The sequence below is a fragment of the Enterobacter genomosp. O genome (assembly GCF_001022965.1).
Lineage (GTDB): Bacteria > Pseudomonadota > Gammaproteobacteria > Enterobacterales > Enterobacteriaceae > Enterobacter > Enterobacter cloacae_L.
The window spans coordinates 127,043-146,733 of sequence record NZ_LECZ01000024.1 but is presented as its reverse complement, the minus strand read 5'-3'; the positions used below and the strand labels follow the sequence as shown (position 1 = coordinate 146,733).

Annotated in this window: 16 protein-coding genes and 1 pseudogene; 12 read left to right on the top strand and 5 right to left on the bottom strand. The window is 58.2% G+C overall.

The genetic code is table 11. The features are described from left to right. The first annotated feature begins 57 nt into the window (after window positions 1–57). The 5 genes and pseudogenes from licT to ABR39_RS08255 all read left to right on the top strand — a co-directional run bounded on the left by licT (window position 58) and on the right by ABR39_RS08255 (window position 6,848). A complete protein-coding gene (licT, locus tag ABR39_RS08275) occupies window positions 58–891 on the top strand; it encodes a BglG family transcription antiterminator LicT (RefSeq protein ID WP_047346552.1) in 834 nt (277 codons plus the stop codon). A 24-nt stretch (window positions 892–915) separates the two neighbouring features. Next, window positions 916–2,882: pseudogene (gene bglF / locus ABR39_RS08270) on the top strand (PTS beta-glucoside transporter subunit IIABC). 12 nt (window positions 2,883–2,894) lie between these two features. Further along, window positions 2,895–4,289, top strand: a complete 1,395-nt coding sequence (locus ABR39_RS08265) for a glycoside hydrolase family 1 protein (RefSeq protein ID WP_047346550.1) — start codon at window positions 2,895–2,897, stop codon at window positions 4,287–4,289. A 325-nt stretch (window positions 4,290–4,614) separates the two neighbouring features. After that, window positions 4,615–6,033 carry a multidrug resistance outer membrane protein MdtQ gene (mdtQ, locus tag ABR39_RS08260; RefSeq protein WP_047346549.1) on the top strand — a complete coding sequence of 473 codons (1,419 nt, stop codon included), beginning with the start codon at window positions 4,615–4,617 and terminating at the stop codon, window positions 6,031–6,033. 50 nt (window positions 6,034–6,083) lie between these two features. Further along, complete coding sequence (locus tag ABR39_RS08255) at window positions 6,084–6,848, top strand: SDR family oxidoreductase (RefSeq protein ID WP_082132638.1); 765 nt, start codon at window positions 6,084–6,086, stop codon at window positions 6,846–6,848. Between the two features lie 500 nt (window positions 6,849–7,348). On the opposite strand, the gene ABR39_RS08250 is transcribed toward ABR39_RS08255, so the two are convergent. Further along, window positions 7,349–7,921 carry a DedA family protein gene (locus tag ABR39_RS08250; protein ID WP_047346548.1) on the bottom strand — a complete coding sequence of 191 codons (573 nt, stop codon included), beginning with the start codon at window positions 7,919–7,921 and terminating at the stop codon, window positions 7,349–7,351. Between the two features lie 157 nt (window positions 7,922–8,078). On the opposite strand from ABR39_RS08250, the gene ABR39_RS08245 reads away from it, so the two are divergent. Next, window positions 8,079–8,666, top strand: coding sequence for a Yip1 family protein (locus ABR39_RS08245; RefSeq protein WP_047346547.1), 588 nt, complete (start codon window positions 8,079–8,081; stop codon window positions 8,664–8,666). A 167-nt stretch (window positions 8,667–8,833) separates the two neighbouring features. Continuing rightward, on the top strand, window positions 8,834–9,757 hold the full coding sequence (gene pbpG / locus ABR39_RS08240; RefSeq protein ID WP_023312453.1) for a D-alanyl-D-alanine endopeptidase: 924 nt from the start codon (window positions 8,834–8,836) through the stop codon (window positions 9,755–9,757). A gap of 96 nt (window positions 9,758–9,853) precedes the next feature. Here pbpG and ABR39_RS08235 read toward each other — a convergent pair whose 3' ends face one another. Continuing rightward, entirely contained in the window at window positions 9,854–10,408 is a 555-nt protein-coding gene (locus tag ABR39_RS08235; RefSeq protein WP_047346546.1) for a GNAT family N-acetyltransferase, read from the bottom strand. Between the two features lie 112 nt (window positions 10,409–10,520). Next, window positions 10,521–12,269 (bottom strand): D-lactate dehydrogenase, encoded by a 1,749-nt coding sequence (gene dld, locus ABR39_RS08230; protein WP_047346545.1) that lies wholly within the window; start codon window positions 12,267–12,269, stop codon window positions 10,521–10,523. Between the two features lie 189 nt (window positions 12,270–12,458). On the opposite strand from dld, the gene bglX reads away from it, so the two are divergent. From bglX to ABR39_RS08205, 5 genes are all read left to right on the top strand, one after another. Next, complete coding sequence (gene bglX / locus ABR39_RS08225; protein WP_047346544.1) at window positions 12,459–14,756, top strand: beta-glucosidase BglX; 2,298 nt, start codon at window positions 12,459–12,461, stop codon at window positions 14,754–14,756. Window positions 14,757–14,901: 145 nt separating this feature from the next. After that, on the top strand, window positions 14,902–15,819 hold the full coding sequence (gene osmF, locus ABR39_RS08220; RefSeq protein ID WP_047346543.1) for a glycine betaine ABC transporter substrate-binding protein OsmF: 918 nt from the start codon (window positions 14,902–14,904) through the stop codon (window positions 15,817–15,819). Between the two features lie 12 nt (window positions 15,820–15,831). Then, on the top strand, window positions 15,832–16,989 hold the full coding sequence (locus ABR39_RS08215) for an ABC transporter permease (protein WP_047346542.1): 1,158 nt from the start codon (window positions 15,832–15,834) through the stop codon (window positions 16,987–16,989). Further along, the gene (locus tag ABR39_RS08210; RefSeq protein WP_047346541.1) at window positions 16,982–17,932 is read left to right on the top strand and encodes an ABC transporter ATP-binding protein; all 951 of its coding nucleotides are present in this window, start codon (window positions 16,982–16,984) and stop codon (window positions 17,930–17,932) included. Before ABR39_RS08215 ends, ABR39_RS08210 begins: the two co-directional genes overlap by 8 nt. Then, a complete protein-coding gene (locus ABR39_RS08205; protein WP_047346540.1) occupies window positions 17,916–18,653 on the top strand; it encodes an ABC transporter permease in 738 nt (245 codons plus the stop codon). The genes ABR39_RS08210 and ABR39_RS08205 overlap by 17 nt, the downstream gene beginning before the upstream one ends. Here ABR39_RS08205 and ABR39_RS25385 read toward each other — a convergent pair. Both ABR39_RS25385 and mlrA read right to left on the bottom strand, forming a co-directional pair. Then, window positions 18,628–18,741, bottom strand: a complete 114-nt coding sequence (locus ABR39_RS25385) for a protein YohO (protein WP_008500895.1) — start codon at window positions 18,739–18,741, stop codon at window positions 18,628–18,630. The genes ABR39_RS08205 and ABR39_RS25385 overlap by 26 nt on opposite strands. A gap of 69 nt (window positions 18,742–18,810) precedes the next feature. Next, entirely contained in the window at window positions 18,811–19,551 is a 741-nt protein-coding gene (mlrA, locus tag ABR39_RS08200; protein ID WP_047346539.1) for an HTH-type transcriptional regulator MlrA, read from the bottom strand. Window positions 19,552–19,691 lie beyond the last annotated feature (140 nt).

Here is a 19,691-nt window from a genome sequence, read left to right as displayed (position 1 = left end):
AAAACCTGATTTTCTGGCATCTGCCGGAGGTCAGGTTTTTTTGTTTCTGGGGTTCCGATGAAAATCGCCAAAATTCTTAATAATAATGTGGTGGTTGTTCAGGATGAGCGCGGGCGCGAACAGGTGGTGATGGGCCGTGGGCTGGCCTTTCAGAAGCGCGTCGGTGAAGCGCTGGATACCGCTCTGATTGAAAAGGTGTTTGCGCTGCAAAGCGATGAGCTGGTGCGGCGTCTCGGGGAGCTGCTGAGCCAGATCCCGCTGGAGGTGATGACCACCTGCGATCGTATCATTGAGTTAGCGGCGCAGCGGCTAGGGAAATTGCAGGAAAGTCTGTACATCACCTTAACAGACCACTGCTACTTTGCGATTGAACGCCAGAAGAAAGGGCTGGCGATCAAAAACGTGCTGCTGTGGGATATCAAGCGGCTGTATCCGAAGGAGTTCGAGTTAGGGCAGGAGGCGCGGGCCATTATCGCCAGACGCCTGAACGTCGAACTGGAGGAGGATGAGGCCGGGTTCATTGCCCTGCACCTGGTGACCGCGCAGCTGAACAGCGAAATGCCGGAAGTGATGCACGTGACAAGGGTGATGCAGGAGATCCTGCAGCTGGTGAAGTATCAGCTGCAGCTTGAATATGACGAAGAGTCGCTCAGCTATCAGCGTTTTGTCACCCACCTGAAGTTTTTTGCCCAGCGGATGCTCACCCGCACCGTGGTGGAGGATGACGACGTCTCGCTGCATACCGCGGTAAAGGACAACTACGCGAAAGCGTGGAAATGCGCCGAGAAAATCGCGCAGCATCTGCATAAAAGCTATCAGCGCGAGCTGACAACTGAAGAAATTATGTTCCTCGCCATTCATATTGAACGGGTGAGAAAAGAGGGGCGTTAAGCCTCAAATCTGGATTGTTACTGCATAACGCAGGCAAAACCTGAGTGCGGCCTTCGAAAGGAGGACGTTCTCGGGTTTTTTTTATTTTTATACTCAGTCAACAGGTGCCTGCGGGCATCGGATGTAAGGAAATCGAGATGGAATACCAGGCTTTAGCGACGGATATTCTCGGCCACGTTGGCGGAAAAGAGAACATTGTCAGCCTTGTCCACTGCGCGACCCGGCTTCGCTTTAAACTGAAAGATACCCAGAAAGCGGACGCGGAAGGGCTGAAGAAAAACCCGGGCGTGATCATGGTGGTTGAAAGCGGCGGCCAGTTTCAGGTGGTGATTGGCAACCACGTGCATGACGTCTGGCAGGCGGTGCGCAAAGAGGCCGGGCTCACTGACGATGCGCCAGCCGTGGAGGAGAAGGGCGACAAGGGCAACCTGCTGGGCCGCCTGATCGACATCGTCTCCGGGATCTTCACCCCGTTTATCGGCATTCTGGCAGCCTCCGGTATTCTGAAGGGGCTGCTGGCGCTGGCGGTGGTCTGCGGCTGGCTCACCCCCGAAAGCGGTACCTATAAAATCTGGTTCGCCGCCAGCGACGCGCTGTTCTTCTTCTTCCCGCTGGTGCTGGGCTATACCGCGGGGAAAAAATTCGGCGGCAACCCGTTTATTACCATGGTGATCGGCGGGGCGCTCACCCATCCGATGATGATTGCGGCGTTTAACGCCAGCCAGCAGCCGGGTGCGGTATCGGAAGCCTTTTTAGGCATCCCCGTCACGTGGTTCAACTACAGCTCGTCGGTGATCCCGATTATTCTCGCCTCGTGGGTGAGCTGCTGGCTGGAAAAACAGAGCACCAGGCTGCTGCCTTCCTCGATGAAAAACTTTTTCGCGCCGCTGATCTGCTTAGGCGTGACCGTGCCGCTGACTTTCCTGGTTATCGGGCCGCTGGCGACCTGGCTGAGCCAGATGCTGGCGAACGGCTATCAGGGCATCTACGTTCTGGCGCCGTGGCTGGCGGGTGCGGCGATGGGCGCGCTGTGGCAGGTCTGCGTCATTTTTGGCCTGCACTGGGGGCTGGTGCCGCTGATGATTAACAACCTCGCGGTGCTGGGACATGACTCCATGCTGCCAATGTTACTGCCCGCGGTGTTTGGCCAGGTGGGGGCGGCGCTCGGGATCTTTATTCGTACCCGCGATGCCCGCCAGAAGATGCTGGCAGGCTCATCGGTCACGGCCGGGATATTTGGTATCACCGAACCGGCGGTCTATGGCGTCAACCTGCCGCTGCGCCGTCCGTTTATCTTTGGCTGCGTGGCGGGGGCTATCGGCGGAGCGATTGTCGGCTTCAGCGATACCCACGTTTACTCCTTCGGTTTCGCCAATATCTTTACTATCGCCCAGATGATTCCGCCGGGTGGGATAGACGCCACGCTGTGGGGCGGTCTTATCGGCACCGCGGTGGCGCTGGTGCTGAGCTGCGGCCTGACGCTAGTGGCGGGCATGCCAGCACGCTCAGCGCCCGAGGTGGTTGCGCCAGCGGGTGAAAACGACGTGCTGGCTCCGATGACCGGTACCGTGCTGGCGCTCGACCAGGTGCCGGATACCACGTTTGCCAGCGGCCTGCTGGGCAGCGGTGCCGCCATTATTCCTTCCGATAACAAAGTGGTTGCCCCGTTTGCTGGCGTGGTGGCCTCGCTGTTCCAGACCAAACACGCCATTGGCCTGCTCAGCGACAGCGGGATTGAAGTGTTGATCCACGTGGGTATCGACACCGTGAAGCTCGATGGTAAACCGTTCACCGCCCACGTGAAGGTAGGCGACAGGGTACAGCCCGGCGACCTGCTGCTGGAGTTTGACCGACAGGCGATTATCGATGCCGGATACGACCTGGCGACCCCGATTATTATCATTAACAGCGATGAGTATCGTGACGTGGTGACCGTGGCGGCAACGTCCGTCAGCGCCGGTGCGCCGCTGCTCAGCGTAAGCCATCAATAACAGGAGAACGTGATGAAAACTTTCCCGGACGATTTTTTATGGGGCGGCGCGGTAGCCGCGAATCAGGTAGAAGGCGCGTATCTGGAGGAGGGTAAAGGGCTGTCCACCTCAGACGTTCAGCCGCAGGGGGTCTTCGGTCCGGTAGTTGAGCGCGTCCCAGGGGACAGCGGCATCAAGGATGTCGCCATCGACTTCTATCACCGCTATCCGGAAGACATCAAGCTGTTCGCCGAGATGGGCTTTAGCTGCCTGCGCGTCTCCATTGCCTGGACGCGTATCTTCCCGAACGGTGACGAGCAGCAGCCGAATGAGGCGGGGCTGGCGTTTTATGACAGGCTGTTTGACGAGCTGGCCGCGCACAACATCACGCCGCTGGTGACGCTGTCCCACTACGAAATGCCGTGGGGCCTGGTGAAGCAGTACGGCGGCTGGGGCAGCCGTCAGACTATCGGATTCTTTGAACGCTACGCCCGCACCGTGTTTGCGCGCTACAGGGAGAAGGTGAAGCTCTGGCTGACCTTCAACGAGATCAATATGTCTCTGCACGCGCCGATGACCGGCGTGGGCCTGCCGGAGACCAGCAGCAAAGGGGAGGTGTACCAGGCAATCCACCACCAGCTGGTGGCCAGCGCGCTGGCGGTGAAGGCCTGCCACGAGATTATCCCGGATGCCAGAATCGGCAACATGCTGCTGGGCGGCCTGATGTATCCGCTGACCTGCAAGCCGGAAGATGTTCTGGAGACGCTGCAGGAAAACCGCGCGTGGCAATTCTTTGGCGACGTGCAGTGCCGCGGCGCCTACCCGGGGTATATGCAGCGCTTCTTCCGCGACAGCGGGATCCAGCTTGAGGTGACGGATGCCGATCGCGAGGCGCTGAAATCGACCGTCGATTTTATCTCGTTCAGCTACTACATGACGGGCTGCGTTACCGCGGATGAAGCCCTCAACCAGCAGGCGCGCGGCAACATCCTGAGCATGGTGCCCAACCCGCATCTGGCCAGCTCCGAGTGGGGCTGGCAGATTGACCCGATAGGCCTGCGTACCCTGTTAAACGTCCTCTGGGATCGCTATCAGAAGCCGTTGTTTATCGTGGAAAATGGCCTGGGTGCGAAGGATAAACCGGACGCTGACGGCGTGGTGCAGGACGACTACCGCATCAGCTATCTCAACGATCACCTGGTGCAGGTGCGGGAAGCCATTGACGACGGTGTAGAGGTGATGGGCTATACCAGCTGGGGGCCAATCGACCTGGTGAGCGCGTCTAAAGCTGAACTCTCTAAGCGCTACGGCTTTATTTACGTCGATCGCGATGACAGCGGAAAAGGCACGCTGGCGCGCAGCCGCAAGAAAAGCTTCTACTGGTATAAAGAGGTCATTGCGACGAAAGGCGCTTCGCTGAAAGCCTAATATAGGCAATTTGCCCGGCGATGCGCCGGGCAAATGAATCAGAAAATCATCTTGAATACGCCGGTGACCACCAGCAGTCCTATCAGAAATATAATTAAAATAACCCACAGTAATATTTTCATTCGCTTCTCCTGCGTATGTATGTCGACTGTAAGTGTAGCAGTCAATTCATAAGTAAGATGAATTCTTTAATTTAATTTATTTGCAGGGTGTATAATTTTCTGAATATGAAAATGTATGACTAATTGCGCATTGCCACGCATTACTAAAAAAAAGAACGGCATCAGGCGTAATTTGCGCCTTTATTTTTTGCGTGAATGGCGTAATGAAACGTTTTCTTATTTTATCTCTGAGTGCTCCACTGACATTTATTCTCTTCGGCTGTGCGCCGCAGCATGCCACGGTATCCGCTATTCAAACCCAGCCGGTCACGGCGTCGGTGAATACGGTTCTCACTCATCAGGGCTGGCCGAAAAATGAGTGGTGGAAGGAATATAACGATCCTCAGCTAACCGGGCTTATTGCAAAAGCACTGAACGATGCGCCGGATATGCAGATTGCCCGTCAGCGCATTACGCTTGCCGAAGCGCAGGCAAAAGCCGCTATGGCCGCCGACGGTCCGCAGATTGATTTTTCAGCGGATGCCGAACGTCAGAAAATGTCCGCCGAAGGGCTGATGGGGCCCTTCGCCATTACCGACCCGGCGGCAGGTACTACCGGGCCGTGGTACACCAACGGCACCTTTGGCCTGACGGCAGGCTGGGATCTCGATCTGTGGGGAAAAAACCGCGCGCAGGTCGAGGCCCGAATCGGCAAAGTGAATGCGCAAAAAGCGGAGCTTGAGCAGACCCGACAGCTGCTGGCCAGCAGCGTGGCGCGGCTCTACTGGGAGTGGCAAACTCAGGCCGCTGCGGGGGAGGTCCTCGCGCAAATTAAACGCGAGCAGGAAAATATTATTGGCGCCGACCGCGAGCTGTATCAGCACGGGATCACCTCCTCCGTGGAAGGGGTCGAAACCGATATCAACGCCAGCAAAACCGAAGAGCAGCTGGCGGAAGTCAACGGGAAGATGAAGGTCGTAGAGGCGCGCCTTGTCGCGCTGACGAATTCCTCCTCCGTGACGCTTACGCGGCACGCGCTGCCGACGGTAGACGCCGCCTTACCGGCGACGCTGGGATATGAACTGCTGGCACGCCGTCCGGATCTCCAGGAAGCGCACTGGTATATTGAGGCCTCAATGAGCGAGGTGGAGGCCGCCAGAGCGGCTTTCTATCCAGACGTGAACCTGATGGCCTTCTTACAGCAGGATGCGCTCCACCTCAGCGATCTGTTCCGCGCGTCAGCGCAGCAGATGGGCGTGACCGCCGGGCTGACGCTGCCGATTTTCGACAGCGGCAGGCTGAACGCCAACCTTGATATCGCCCAGGCGCAGAACAATCTCTCGGTGGCGAACTACAACAAAGCGGTGGTAGAGGCCGTCAATCAGGTGGCGCGTACGGCCAGTGAGGTCGAAACGCTGACGGCGAAGAACCGCCAGCAGCAGCAGGTTGAAAAAGATGCGGCACGGGTGCTGGCGCTGGCGCAGGCGCGCTTTAGCGCGGGTATCATTGCGAGTTCCCGCGTCAGTGAAGCCAGAATACCGGCCCTCAAGGAACATCTCGCCGGCGTGATGCTGCAAGGCCAGTATGTCGACGCCACGCTGCAGCTGACGTCCGCGCTGGGCGGTGGCTATCATCATGGCTAAAAATGGTCATTATCTATACTTACCTCTTTGCAGTTTTTCAGGAGGTGAGTATGACCAGAGTAGCGATTGTGACCGCATCGGATTCCGGGATTGGTAAAACCACGGCCCTGATGCTCGCCGAACGCGGGTTTGATATCGGCGTCACCTGGCACTCGGATGAAAAAGGGGCGCTGGAAACCTGCCGGGAGGTCGTAGCGCAGGGGCAGCGCGCAGAGGCGATCCATCTTGATTTAAGCACGCTGCCGGAAGGCGCCAAAGCCATTGAAACGCTGATTGCGCGCTTCGGACGGCTGGACGTGCTGGTTAATAATGCGGGGGCGATGACCAAAGCGCCCTTCCTTGAGATGCCGTTTGACGACTGGCGGAACATATTCACCGTCGACGTGGACGGCGCGTTTCTCTGTTCGCAGATTGCCGCTCGGCAGATGGTGAAGCAGGGAGAAGGGGGGCGGATTGTGAATATCACCTCGGTACATGAGCACACGCCGCTGCCGGAGGCCAGCGCCTACACGGCGGCAAAACATGCCCTCGGCGGGTTAACCAAGTCCATGGCGATGGAGCTGGTTAAGCACAATATTCTGGTGAACGCCGTCGCGCCGGGCGCTATTGCCACGCCGATGAATGATATGGACGACAGCGAAGTGAAGGAAGGTTCAATGCCGGAAATCCCGCTGGCAAGGCCGGGCCACACGAAAGAGATTGCCAGCCTGGTGGCGTGGCTGTGCGACAGCGACGCCAGCTACACGACGGGGCAATCGTTTATTGTCGACGGGGGTTTTATGCTGGCGAACCCGCAGTTTAAGCCGGAAGGGTAGGTTCCCCTCACTCTAACCCTCTCCCTGTGGGCTGAGGGATCCCCACAAAATAATGCCTGCACAGACGGCCCCCTCTCCCTTGAGGGAGAGGGCTGGGGTGAGGGGGAACATACGGCTGTGGAGGTTATTCCGTTCACTTTATGTCCCTTGCTACTCTGTAACGACATGACCGGTGAACGTGCCAGGGTGGCTCAATCGCCACCACCCTGGCGACCCGGGCTCCCGGCGGTAAATCGCCGCTTCGCGGTACCTTCGGCTTATTCCTTCCGGCTTGTCGGGGACGGGCGGAGGTAACATCCCTGTAAAGCCCGCCCTCTCGGCGCATCCCTGCGCCTCGCCCCGGCCGGAAGGCAAACGCCTCAGCGATTTACAGCCGGACCAGGGCGTCGCTGTAGTTTATTCATTTTCCTGATACAAAATTCACCGCTTCCGGTTAAAAAAATTACCGGGGATTCCTCCGCCCTGTGGGAGAGGGCGGGGGTGAGGGCATCAGACCGCACTCACTCCTCATCCCGCCTCTTTTCCCGATGCTTCAGCCACAGCCTGACCCCGATCACCGCCACGACCACCAGAATCAACCACGCCCAGTGCTTCAGGTGCTGGTCGAGATTATGCAGCCATGGGGCAATCACTTCGCCGCCGACGTAACCGAGCGTCGTAAAGATCAGCGCCCAGGCAATCGCGCCAACAACATTGAGCGGCAGGAAAATTTTTGGCGGCAGACGGCTGGCGCCTATCAGTATTGGTCCGATAATCCTGAAGCCGTACATAAAGCGGGTACCAATTACGAACAGGTAAGGATGGCGCTGAATCAGACGCTGCGCGCGATTGATTTTCTTTTTGTGTTTCGCAAAACGCTTAAGCAGCGTTGGACCAAAGCGCAGCCCCAGAAAGTAGAGCAGCTGATCGCCAATCATGCCCCCCAGCGCGACCGCGGCAACAACCAGCGGAAATTTCAGCAACCCCTGATGCGCGGCGACGCCGCCCAACAGCGTAATCGTTTCGCCTTCTGCCACGCTGCCGATGACCAGCGCGGCGTATCCGTATTGTTCAATAAGACTGTTGATATCCATTACGTGAACGTTATCTCCCTCAGCATTCCCTCGTTAATCATATACCCCATGAATCAACAGCGGGGAAATCAACGGAAATTTCCCACTGTACAGAAAATAATCTAAAGCCTGCATTATACTTAAGGTATCGATGACGGGCCGACAACAAGGGGGCGCTATGAACCATGTCTGGGGACTTTTCTCCCATCCCGATCGTGAGATGCATGTCATTAAAAGTGAGAACGAAACGGTCTCGCATCATTACACGCACCACGTGCTGCTGATGGCGGCGGTGCCGGTAATATGCGCCTTTATTGGAACAACACAAATCGGCTGGAACTTCGGTGATGGCACCGTGGTTCAGCTTTCATGGTTTACCGGGCTTTATCTGGCCATCGTTTTTTATGGCCTGATGCTGGCGGGTGTGGCGGTTATGGGGCGCGTTATACACTGGATGGCGCGTAACTATCCGCAGCGTCCATCGCTTACGCACTGTATGGTCTTCGCCGGGTATGTCGCGACCCCGCTGTTCTTAAGCGGTATTGTTGCGCTCTATCCACTGGTCTGGCTGTGCGCGCTGATCGGTACTATTGCCCTCTTTTACACCGGCTATCTGCTGTATCTGGGGGTCCCTACCTTCCTGAATATCAATAAAGAAGAGGGCCTGAGCTTCTCCAGCTCAACGCTCGCCATCGGCGTGCTGGTCCTGGAGGCGCTACTGGCGCTGACGGTCATCCTTTGGGGTTACGGATACCGTCTCTTCTAAGCTCACTGCATTGCTGGCGTAAATGCCAGCAATGCAGCATCTGTTCACGATTATCCGCTGGCGACAACGCCCGGTGACCGCTATGATGCCGAAGCCAGCCTGTGTTTATCCGTCGATACAGGCGGTGTACGTCATAACGTGCGTGAATAATTATCAGAAGTCTCACCATGCTGAAATTCCGAGTCTCTTTACTTAGCCTGGCGCTGCTGCTGGGTGCGTCCGCTGCCGTGCCGGCCGTCGCCAAAACGCCCGCGGTGACCGCCGCCGCTGCCCAGCCGCAAATTGCGTCCGGCAGCGCGATGATTGTTGATCTCAACACCAATAAGGTGATTTACGCCAGTCACCCGGACCTGGTGCGCCCGATCGCCTCGATTACCAAATTAATGACCGCGATGGTGGTGCTTGATGCCCATCTGCCGCTGGACGAAAAGCTGAAAGTGGATATCAGCCACACGCCGGAGATGAAAGGGATCTACTCCCGCGTGCGTCTGAACAGCGAAATCAGCCGTAAAAATATGCTGCTGCTGGCGCTGATGTCGTCTGAAAACCGCGCTGCGGCGAGCCTGGCGCACCACTATCCGGGCGGCTACGACGCCTTTATCCGTGCGATGAACGCAAAAGCCAAAGCGCTGGGGATGACCAATACGCATTACGTTGAGCCGACGGGTCTGTCGATCAACAACGTCTCCACGGCCCGCGATCTGACGAAACTGCTGATAGCCAGCAAACAGTACCCGCTGATTGGACAGCTCAGTACCACCCGTGAAGAGATGGCGACCTTTGCGAACCCGGCCTACACGCTGCCGTTCCGCAATACTAACCATCTGGTTTACCGGGATAACTGGAATATTCAGTTAACGAAAACGGGCTTTACCAACGCGGCAGGACACTGTCTGGTGATGCGCACCGTGTTTAACGGTAAGCCGGTGGCGCTGGTGGTGATGGATGCCTTTGGCAAATACACGCACTTTGCCGATGCCAGCCGTCTGCGTACCTGGATTGAGACCGGGAAAGTGCAGCCCGTTCCGGCTGCGGCATTGACGTATAAAAAGCAGAAAGCGGAACAGATGGCGACGGCGCAGAACGACTGAGCCTCCTCTGCGCGCTGATGCCCTCACCCCGACCCTCTCCCACAGGGAGAGGGAGAAAAGACTAAAAAAACGGTAACCCAGGTTACCGTTTTGCTTTTACTCCGGCAGCGTCCAGTCCCCGTCGTTGAGCGGGCGCTGCATAATCACCGTATCCCGCCAGTCGCCTTTCTTATATCCCACGCTGCGCAGCTGGCCGACAATCTCGAAGCCATGTTTTTTATGCAGCCGCAACGAGCCGGAATTATTATTGCCATCACCCACTACGGCAACCATCTGCCGCCACGGGCCTTGTTCGCAGCGTTCAATCAGCGCGGACAGTAACGCCGAACCAAAACCGCGTCCGGTGATGCTGGCATCCACGTAAATCGACTCTTCCAGGGTATAGCGGTAGGCGTGTCGCGGACGGTAAGGGGTGGCGTAGCAATAGCCCACCACGATGCCGCGATACAGCGCGATAAGCCACGGTAAACCGTTCTCAGCCACGCTTTTCATACGATGACGCATTTCATCGACGGTGGGTGGGACTTCTTCAAATGACGCGCGTCCGTGAAGCACATGCCAGGCATAGATGGCGGCGATGGCGTGCACATCATCGGGAAGGGCATCGCGCACTTCCAGTTCGGTCTCGGATAAAACGTCAATAGCCGACATGATGTGCCCGCTCCTCGTTATAGAAAGCCGGAGAAACGTTTCTCCGGCGACAGGCAGTTACTCTATAATGATTAAGGAGCGCTAAACAATCTCTCAAATTTGGCTGTAGGAATTAATCAGACGCTTGCGTAATCTGCTGCTCCGTATCAGCACTTTCTTTCCAGTATTTATTCCGCGTTGTTTTACCAATGCCGGGATTCATGCTGTTTGTAGGGTCATTCTCGCGATAAAACTGCTTAAGTGCGTCAGGGGCTTTATAAAGATGCCCAACGTTGTGTTCTGCAGGATATTGTGCGCCACGCTCGTGCAGCAGGGCGAGCATCTGCTCCTTCAGCGCGTGCGCGTCGACCCCTTTTTTGACAATGTAGTCCTGATGGAAGACGTAACACATAAAGTGGCCGTAATAGAGTTTGTGTACCAGCTTGCTGTCGATTTCCGGCGGCAGGTGTTCAAACCACTCGGTATCGTTGCGTCGCAGGGCGATATCCAGCGCCAGAATATCTTCCACCTCTTCGGAATGCACCGCCTGATACCGGATGGCAGCGCCTGCGGCGGCAAAGCGGTGCAGGAACGCCTTGCTGCCCTCTTCAGGCGTACAGGCAAAGAAATCCCCTTCGGCGGTTTTAAAGAATTCGCTCAGCCAGGTCTGCGCTTCGGCGATCCCGTCCCCGGCCATTTTCAGCAGCAGATGGTGCTCGTACTTGTCGCGCCAGGTTTTCATCCTCTCCGGTAAATGCGCCGGGAAAACGTTGCCCAGCTTCTGCATAAAACGGTCGGTGAAGTGGGGTTTAAACAGCGACACTTTCTCCAGCATCGCGTCGGTGCGGCCCTTCATGGTGAAGAAGAACGGCATTTTGTCGGTGCCGAGCTTGTCGATCATCAGGAAGGTATCTTTGCCGTAGCGCTCGGCGATGTCGTAAATGTCCCGGTGCATATACTCGCCGGCCACCGGAAGGTGGGTGAATTCACCCAGAATATGACGGCGGATCTCCGTCAGAACCTCAGGCTGGTTGGTACCGATGTAAAACACCTGCTGCTTTTTCTCTGCCGGGAAGGTATCGAGACGCACCGCAAAAACGGCCAGCTTGCCCGCGCAGCCGGAGGATTCAAACAGGCGATCCGGGTCGGCGTTGTAACGCGCCGGCGTATCGGCGTCGATATCCCTCACGCGGGTCACGTAATCATGGTCGTGCGCATGACGCCCGTCGTGCTGAACGTCTTCGTCCTTCACGCGATCGTCGTCGAGCTTGCTGAGGATCTGCTCCGGCGTCACGCCCAGATCGATACCCAGATGGTTAACCAGCGTCAGCTTGCCGTTTTCGTCAATGCGGGCAAACAGCGACATCTCGGTGTAGGCGGGACCGCGCTGCACCAGCGAGCCGCCGGAGTTATTGCAGATCCCACCGACCACCGAGGCGCCAATGCAGGAGGAACCGATCACCGAGTGCGGCTCACGGCCCAGCGGCTTAAGCGCTTTTTCCAGGGAGTAGAGCGTCGTGCCGGGGAACGCGAGCACCTGCTCGCCTTTATCCAGCAGGTGCAGCTTGTCGAGGCGCAGGGTGCTGATAATGACGATGTCACGATCGTAATCGTTGCCGTTCGGCGTTGAACCTTCAGTCAGGCCGGTGTTGGCCGCCTGCATTAAAATAATTTTGTCGGCGGCGACGCAGGCGCTCAGCACGCGCCACAGTTCCAGCAGCGTGCCGGGGAAAACCACCGCCAGCGCTTCGCCCTGGCCGGAGCGGAAACCCTTACGGTAGCGGGCGGTTTTGGCCGGGTCGGTAAGCAGGTGAGAGGAGCCAACCAGGCGCGACAGTTCGTTAATAAAAGTCGTGTTATCGTTTGTTCGAACAGAAGACATCTTCCACTCCTTGTGGTGGGGCAAATTTCTCGCTGTAAAGCATAGCGCGATTAACTGTTAAGCGGTCGAGTATTCACGAGAAAAATCAGAGAATAACCCTGCAACGTTCAGAGGGTTTGTGGCACACTGCGCTTTTCGCACGGTTTGGCCGAGATCTTCCGGCGGTTATTGATGAGAGAGTAAAACGACATGAAATGGCTATGTTCTGTAGGTGTCGCCGTCAGCCTGGCGCTGCAACCTGCGCTGGCAGAGGATTTGTTTGGCAATCACCCGCTCACGCCTGAAGCGCGGGACGCGTTTGTCACGGAATTGCTCAAGAAAATGACGGTCGATGAGAAGATCGGCCAGCTGCGTCTTATCAGCGTCGGCCCGGATAACCCGAAAGAGGCCATCCGCGAGATGATCAAAGACGGGCAGGTGGGCGCCATCTTTAATACCGTCACTCGCCAGGATATCCGCAAGATGCAGGATCAGGTGATGGATCTCAGCCGCCTGAAAATTCCTCTGTTCTTCGCCTATGACGTGGTGCACGGCCAGCGTACCGTTTTCCCGATTAGTCTCGGCTTAGCCTCCTCCTTTAACCTCGACGCGGTGAAAACCGTCGGGCGCGTGTCCGCCTATGAAGCGGCGGACGACGGCCTGAACATGACCTGGGCGCCAATGGTGGACGTCTCGCGCGATCCGCGCTGGGGCCGCGGCTCGGAAGGCTTTGGTGAAGATACGTATTTAACCTCCACGATGGGCAAAACCATGGTGGAAGCGATGCAGGGCAAAAGCCCGGCAGACCGCTACTCGGTGATGACCAGCGTTAAGCACTTCGCCGCCTATGGCGCAGTGGAGGGCGGGAAAGAGTACAACACCGTCGACATGAGCCCGCAGCGCCTGTTCAACGACTACATGCCGCCCTACAAGGCTGGGCTGGATGCGGGCAGCGGCGCGGTGATGGTGGCGCTGAACTCGCTGAACGGCACGCCTGCGACGTCTGACTCCTGGCTGCTGAAAGACGTGCTGCGCGACCAGTGGGGCTTCAAGGGCATTACCGTTTCTGACCACGGGGCGATTAAAGAGCTGATCAAACACGGCACGGCCTCCGACCCGGAAGACGCGGTGCGCGTGGCGCTCAAGTCCGGCATCAACATGAGCATGAGCGACGAGTACTACAGCAAATACCTGCCGGGGCTGGTGAAGAGCGGCAAGGTCACGATGGCGGAGCTGGACGATGCCGCGCGCCACGTGCTGAACGTGAAATACGACATGGGGCTGTTTAACGATCCATACAGCCACCTGGGTCCGAAGGATTCTGACCCGGCGGACACCAACGCCGAAAGCCGTCTGCACCGCAAAGAGGCGCGTGACGTGGCGCGCGAAAGCCTGGTGCTGCTGAAAAACCGCCTCGACACGTTGCCGCTGAAAAAATCTGGCACCATTGCCGTGGTGGGCCCGCTGGCCGACAGCAAGCGCGACGTGATGGGCAGCTGGTCTGCCGCAGGCGTGGCCGACCAGTCGGTGACCGTGCTGACCGGTATTAAAAGTGCCGTGGGTGATAACGCGAAGGTGGTGTACGCCAAAGGGGCGAACGTTACCAACGATAAAGACATCGTCACCTTCCTCAACCAGTACGAGGAAGCGGTGAAGGTCGATCCGCGCACGCCGAAGGAGATGATCGACGAGGCGGTGAATACCGCGAAGCAGTCTGACGTCGTTGTCGCGGTCGTGGGCGAAGCGCAGGGGATGGCGCACGAAGCCTCCAGCCGTACCGATATCACGATCCCGCAGAGCCAGCGCGATCTGATCGCCGCCCTGAAAGCCACCGGCAAGCCGCTGGTGCTGGTGCTGATGAACGGTCGTCCGCTGGCGCTTGTGAAAGAAGATCAGCAGGCTGATGCCATTCTGGAAACCTGGTTCGCCGGTACCGAAGGCGGTAACGCCATCGCCGACGTGCTGTTTGGTGATTACAACCCGTCCGGCAAGCTGCCGATGTCCTTCCCGCGCTCCGTCGGGCAGATCCCGGTTTACTACAGCCACCTGAACACCGGTCGCCCGTACAACGCCGACAAGCCGAACAAGTACACCTCGCGCTACTTCGACGAAGCCAACGGCCCGCTGTATCCGTTTGGTTACGGCCTGAGCTACACCACCTTCAAGGTCTCCGACGTGAAAATGTCCGCACCGACCCTGAAGCGTGACGGTAACGTCACCGCCAGCGTTGAGGTGACTAACACCGGCAAGCGCGAAGGGGCGACGGTTATCCAGATGTACGTTCAGGACGTAACGGCCTCCATGAGCCGTCCGGTGAAACAGCTGCGCGGCTTTGAGAAAGTCACTCTGAAACCTGGCGAAACCAAAACCATCAGCTTCCCGATTGACGTGGATGCGCTGAAGTTCTGGAACCAGCAGATGAAATACGATGCGGAACCGGGCAAGTTTAACGTCTTTATCGGCGTGGATTCCGCCCGCGTGAATAAAGGCGAGTTCGAGCTGCTGTAACCTTTCCTTCCTTTGCCTCCCCCGTCCTGCGGGGAGGCGTCTTACCTTATGCTAAAAAGGCATTTTGACGGTTAATCCCGCCGTTTTAAGCTACGCTTTTCTCTCAAGCCTCTGAAAAAGGCAGCAAAAAAATGAGGATAGTAGAATGACGATTGCAAAGGGGATGTTGGGATCGGCGGTGCTGCTGGCGGCGCTGAGCCTGCCGCTACAGGCGGCGGAGCCGGTAAAAGTGGGCTCAAAGATTGATACCGAAGGCGCGCTGCTCGGCAATATTATTTTGCAGGTGCTGGAGAGCCACGGCGTGAAAACCGTCAATAAAGTCCAGCTCGGCACCACGCCCGTCGTACGCGGCGCGATTACCTCCGGCGAGCTGGATATCTACCCGGAATACACCGGCAACGGCGCATTCTTCTTCAAAGATGAAAACGATCCGGCCTGGAAAAACGCCAACGCCGGGTATGAGAAAGTCAAAAAACTCGACGCGGAACAGAACAAGCTGGTCTGGCTGACTCCGGCCCCGGCCAACAATACCTGGACTATTGCGGTGCGCAAGGACGTGGCGGAGAAAGGTAAGCTGACCTCGCTTGCGGATCTCAGCCGCTATCTGAAAGAGAAGGGCGACTTTAAGCTTGCGGCGTCCGCGGAGTTTATCGAGCGTCCTGACGCGCTGCCCGCGTTTGAAAAAGCCTACGGCTTCAAGCTCGACCAGCCGCAGCTGCTCTCTCTGGCGGGCGGGGATACCGCGGTAACCATCAAGGCGGCGGCGCAGCAAACCTCTGGCGTTAACGCGGCCATGGCCTACGGTACCGACGGCCCGGTGGCGGCGCTTGGCCTGCAAACCCTGACCGATCCGAAGGGCGTACAGCCGATTTACGCTCCGACCCCGGTCGTGCGTGAGGCGGTGCTGAAAGCGTATCCGGAGATTGCCGACTGGCTTAAGCCGGTCTTCGAGAAGCTGGATGAAAAAACGCTGCAGCAGCTGAATGCCAGCATTGCCGTCGAGGGGCTGGATGCCAAAAAAGTGGCCGCCGACTTCCTGAAACAACAAGGGCTTGTGAAGTAACGGGAAAGGGCTGTGCCAATAAAATGTCATAACCGCGTACTGCTGCTGTTGGCCTGCGTGGCCATTGCGGCAGTCGCGCTGCCGTTTGTGAATGTTGCCCCTAACCGCCTGATGTCAGGGGAAGGGCGCTATCTCTGGGAAGTGTGGGCGTTCACGCCGTGGTGGCTGGCGGCGGCGCTGGGCGCGTGGGTTGCGCTATCGCTCTGGCAAGGGCGCACGGCGCAGTGGCTGACGCTGCTCCTCGCTGAAGGGCTGTTTATCATCCTCTTCTGGGGCGCCGGGCAGGCGGCAACGCATATGGCGTCGGCGGAAAGCCCGCTGGCGAGAACCACGGTGGGCAGCGGCCTCTGGCTGTGGCTGGCGCTATGTCTGCTGGCCTGCAGCGATGCCATTCGTCGACTCATCTCCAGCGCCGTCTGGCGCTGGGTGCTCAACGCTCAGATATGGTGTATTCCATTATTCCTGCTGTTCAGCGGTGAGCTGAACAATCTTTCGCTGTTAAAAGAGTACGCCAACCGTCAGGAGGTGTTTGATGACGCCCTGGCGCAGCATCTGACGATTCTCTTCGGCACGCTCTTTCCGGCGCTTCTGCTCGGGATACCCCTGGGCATGTGGTGCTATCGCCATCCTTCACGTCAGGGCGGGGTCTTTGCCGTGCTCAACGTTATCCAGACCATTCCCTCCGTCGCGCTGTTTGGTCTGCTGATTGCGCCTCTGGCCGGGCTGGTGAAATCGTTTCCGGTGCTGGGAACGCTTGGAATAGCCGGAACGGGGTTAACGCCCGCCCTGATCGCGCTGGTGCTGTACGCGCTGTTGCCGCTGGTGCGCGGCGTGGTCGCGGGCTTAAGCCAGGTCGCGCCGGATGTGCTGGAAAGCGCCCATGCGATGGGAATGAGCGCGCGGCAGTGTTTCTGGAAGATTCAGCTGCCGCTGGCGCTGCCCCTGCTGCTGCGAAGCCTAAGGGTGGTGGCGGTACAAACCGTCGGCATGGCGGTGATTGCGGCGCTGATTGGCGCGGGTGGCTTTGGCGCGCTGGTGTTCCAGGGACTGCTGAGCAGCGCCCTGGATCTGGTGTTATTGGGCGTGGTTCCCACGATTGCGCTGGCGGTTGTCGTCGACGCGCTGTTTGCCTTATGGCTCGCGCTGCTCAGGAGAAGAGCCAATGATTGAATTTCATGATGTCAGTAAAACCTTTGCCGGCCGTCCGGCGGCGAGCCATCTGAACCTGAACTTTGCCGAAGGCGCGTTTTCCGTGCTGATTGGCACCTCCGGGTCGGGAAAATCCACCACGCTGAAGATGATCAACCGGCTGGTTGAGCACGACAGCGGGGTGATCCGCTTTGCCGGAGAGGAGATCCGCAGCCTGCCGGTGCTGGAGCTGCGCCGTCGGATGGGGTATGCCATTCAGTCTATCGGCCTGTTTCCCCACTGGACGGTGGCGCAGAATATTGCCACCGTGCTGCAGCTGGAGAAATGGTCGCGGGCTAAAATCGCTGACCGCGTTGATGAGCTGATGTCTCTGCTGGGGCTCGAGCCCGCGCTGCGAGACCGCTATCCGCACCAGCTTTCCGGAGGGCAGCAGCAGCGCGTGGGCGTGGCGCGCGCGCTGGCGGCCAATCCGCAGGTACTGCTGATGGATGAACCCTTCGGCGCGCTGGATCCGGTGACGCGCGGAGCGCTGCAGGCGGAGATGACCCGCATTCACCGCATTCTCGGACGCACGATCGTTCTCGTGACGCACGATATTGATGAAGCCCTGCGCCTGGCCGACCATCTGGTGCTGATGGATCACGGCGAGGTGGTGCAGCAGGGCTCGCCGCTTGAGCTATTAACATGGCCGAAGAACGACTTTGTGCGCGAGTTTTTTGGCCGCAGCGAGCTGGGCGTCAGGCTTCTCTCCCTGCGGACGGTCAGCGACTATATGCGTCGCGAAGAGGTGCCGGCGAGCGGCGAACCGTTGCAGGAGCAGATGAGCCTGCGGGATGCCCTCTCCGCGTTCGTCGCGCGCCAGTGCGAGGTATTGCCCGTTTCGGACGCCCGCGGGGCGCCGTGCGGAACCTTACACTTTCGCGACCTGCTGGCAGGGGAGGTGACGCGTGAAGGCGCTGCGTGATCCGCTCCTCTGGCTGGTAGCGCTCTTTGTTGCCTTACTGGTTCTGATGCCGCACAGCGCGCCGCTGTTTAACGCCCTTTTTCCCGGGCTGCCGCGGCCGGTATATCAGCAGGAGAGCTTTGTTAATCTCGCCCTGGCGCATCTCTGGCTGGTGGCGCTCTCAAGCGCCATTGCGGTTGTGCTGGGTACAGGCGCTGGCATCGCGGTCACGCGGCCTGCGGGCCGGGAGTTTCGTCCGCTGGTAGAGACGATTGCGGCCATTGGACAGACGTTTCCGCCGGTGGCGGTGCTGGCGATAGCGGTTCCGGTGATGGGCTTTGGCCAGCAGCCCGCCATTATTGCGCTGATTCTGTACGGCGTATTGCCGGTGCTGCAGGGCACGCTGGCGGGCCTCGCGGCGGTACCGGCGTCAGTGCTGAGCGTGGCAGAAGGGATGGGGATGAGTCGCGGCCAGCGGCTGCGCAAGGTTGAACTGCCGCTTGCGGCACCGGTCATCATTGCCGGGATCCGCACGTCGGTCATTATTAACATCGGGACGGCGACCATTGCGTCTACGGTCGGCGCCAGTACTCTGGGAACGCCGATTATTATCGGCCTGAGCGGGTTTAATACGGCTTACATCGTGCAGGGAGCGGTTCTGGTCGCGCTGGCGGCTATCGTCGTCGATCGCGTTTTTGAGCGGCTGGCACAGTACCTCAGCCGACACCGCCGCGAACAATAAACGAGTATCCTGCCAGCATCACGCCGCCGATACCGCTCACGGCCATCAGGACAAAAAGGGTAATAATGGCCAGTTTGGTTGCCTTCATCATGTGCTCCTGTTGTTAACGGAGCAATTATACGGTGAAGCGCAGGTGTTAATGAACCATTAAATGCCGTTATGGCTCATCCGGGCCAAGGGAATAAACCGGATAACCATTTTCTCGCCATTGCGTCAGCAGCAGCTGCTGCGAGGCGGACGGCACTTCGCCACACCAAACCAGCAGGGTCTGGCCGTCGAAAAATTCGGGCTTAAGCTGCGCCAGGGAGTGTGCCAGGACATCCACGCGCCAGCCTTTTTGGGTCGCGATCCACGCTTCCAGCCACAGGCGGGTGGTATCGTGCACGTTCCAGCCGACCACCAGCGCATCTTTTCCGGCCTTGTTCTTTGCCGAGGCAAGGCAGACGGCTATATAGTTGATCAGCACCCCGTCGAGCAGGCTGAGCAGCGCCTGAAGGGTGGACTGCTGGCACTGCAGGCGTCGACGGAGCGGAATAAAAAGATGGCTGATCAGGGTCTGTGCCGGATACTCGCGGCCCTGCTCTTTTATCCATGCGCGCAGACGCTGCAGGTTGCCCGCCTGCAGGAGCCGCAGCAGGGTTTCCTGCTGTTCGCGCCAGCGGTGCTGCGTGTCAGGGTCGTCGTGGCTGAGCAGGGACTTTACTTTACCGACCTGCACCCCGTTGTCGATCCAGCTTTTGATCTCGCGGATCCGGTCGATATCGGCATCGTTAAACAGGCGATGCCCGCCGTCCGTTCTCTGCGGTTTAAGCAATCCGTACCGTCGCTGCCACGCCCGTAGGGTAACGGGATTGATATCACAAAGGAGTGCCACTTCACCTATCGTGTAAAGCGCCATATTCGCCCCCTGGCTTACGCGTCCCCAGCTTAACTGTAGACCCACTTTGCTGAACCAGGAAGAATTGATTGTTTTTTGCACAAATAATGCGAAGCGTATGCGATGTTCTGAAAAAGGTGTGATAACGGACACGATTTTGC

Coding starts and splice junctions, on each gene's coding strand:
- osmF (WP_047346543.1), top strand. CDS start 14,902: ATGACGATTGCAAAGGGGATGTTGGGATCGGCGGTGCTGCTGGCGGCG.
- ABR39_RS25385 (WP_008500895.1), bottom strand. CDS start 18,741: ATGAAGGCAACCAAACTGGCCATTATTACCCTTTTTGTCCTGATGGCC.
- mdtQ (WP_047346549.1), top strand. CDS start 4,615: ATGAAACGTTTTCTTATTTTATCTCTGAGTGCTCCACTGACATTTATT.
- dld (WP_047346545.1), bottom strand. CDS start 12,269: ATGTCTTCTGTTCGAACAAACGATAACACGACTTTTATTAACGAACTG.
- licT (WP_047346552.1), top strand. CDS start 58: ATGAAAATCGCCAAAATTCTTAATAATAATGTGGTGGTTGTTCAGGAT.
- pbpG (WP_023312453.1), top strand. CDS start 8,834: ATGCTGAAATTCCGAGTCTCTTTACTTAGCCTGGCGCTGCTGCTGGGT.
- ABR39_RS08265 (WP_047346550.1), top strand. CDS start 2,895: ATGAAAACTTTCCCGGACGATTTTTTATGGGGCGGCGCGGTAGCCGCG.
- ABR39_RS08245 (WP_047346547.1), top strand. CDS start 8,079: ATGAACCATGTCTGGGGACTTTTCTCCCATCCCGATCGTGAGATGCAT.
- ABR39_RS08235 (WP_047346546.1), bottom strand. CDS start 10,408: ATGTCGGCTATTGACGTTTTATCCGAGACCGAACTGGAAGTGCGCGAT.
- mlrA (WP_047346539.1), bottom strand. CDS start 19,551: ATGGCGCTTTACACGATAGGTGAAGTGGCACTCCTTTGTGATATCAAT.
- bglX (WP_047346544.1), top strand. CDS start 12,459: ATGAAATGGCTATGTTCTGTAGGTGTCGCCGTCAGCCTGGCGCTGCAA.
- ABR39_RS08210 (WP_047346541.1), top strand. CDS start 16,982: ATGATTGAATTTCATGATGTCAGTAAAACCTTTGCCGGCCGTCCGGCG.
- ABR39_RS08255 (WP_082132638.1), top strand. CDS start 6,084: ATGACCAGAGTAGCGATTGTGACCGCATCGGATTCCGGGATTGGTAAA.
- ABR39_RS08250 (WP_047346548.1), bottom strand. CDS start 7,921: ATGGATATCAACAGTCTTATTGAACAATACGGATACGCCGCGCTGGTC.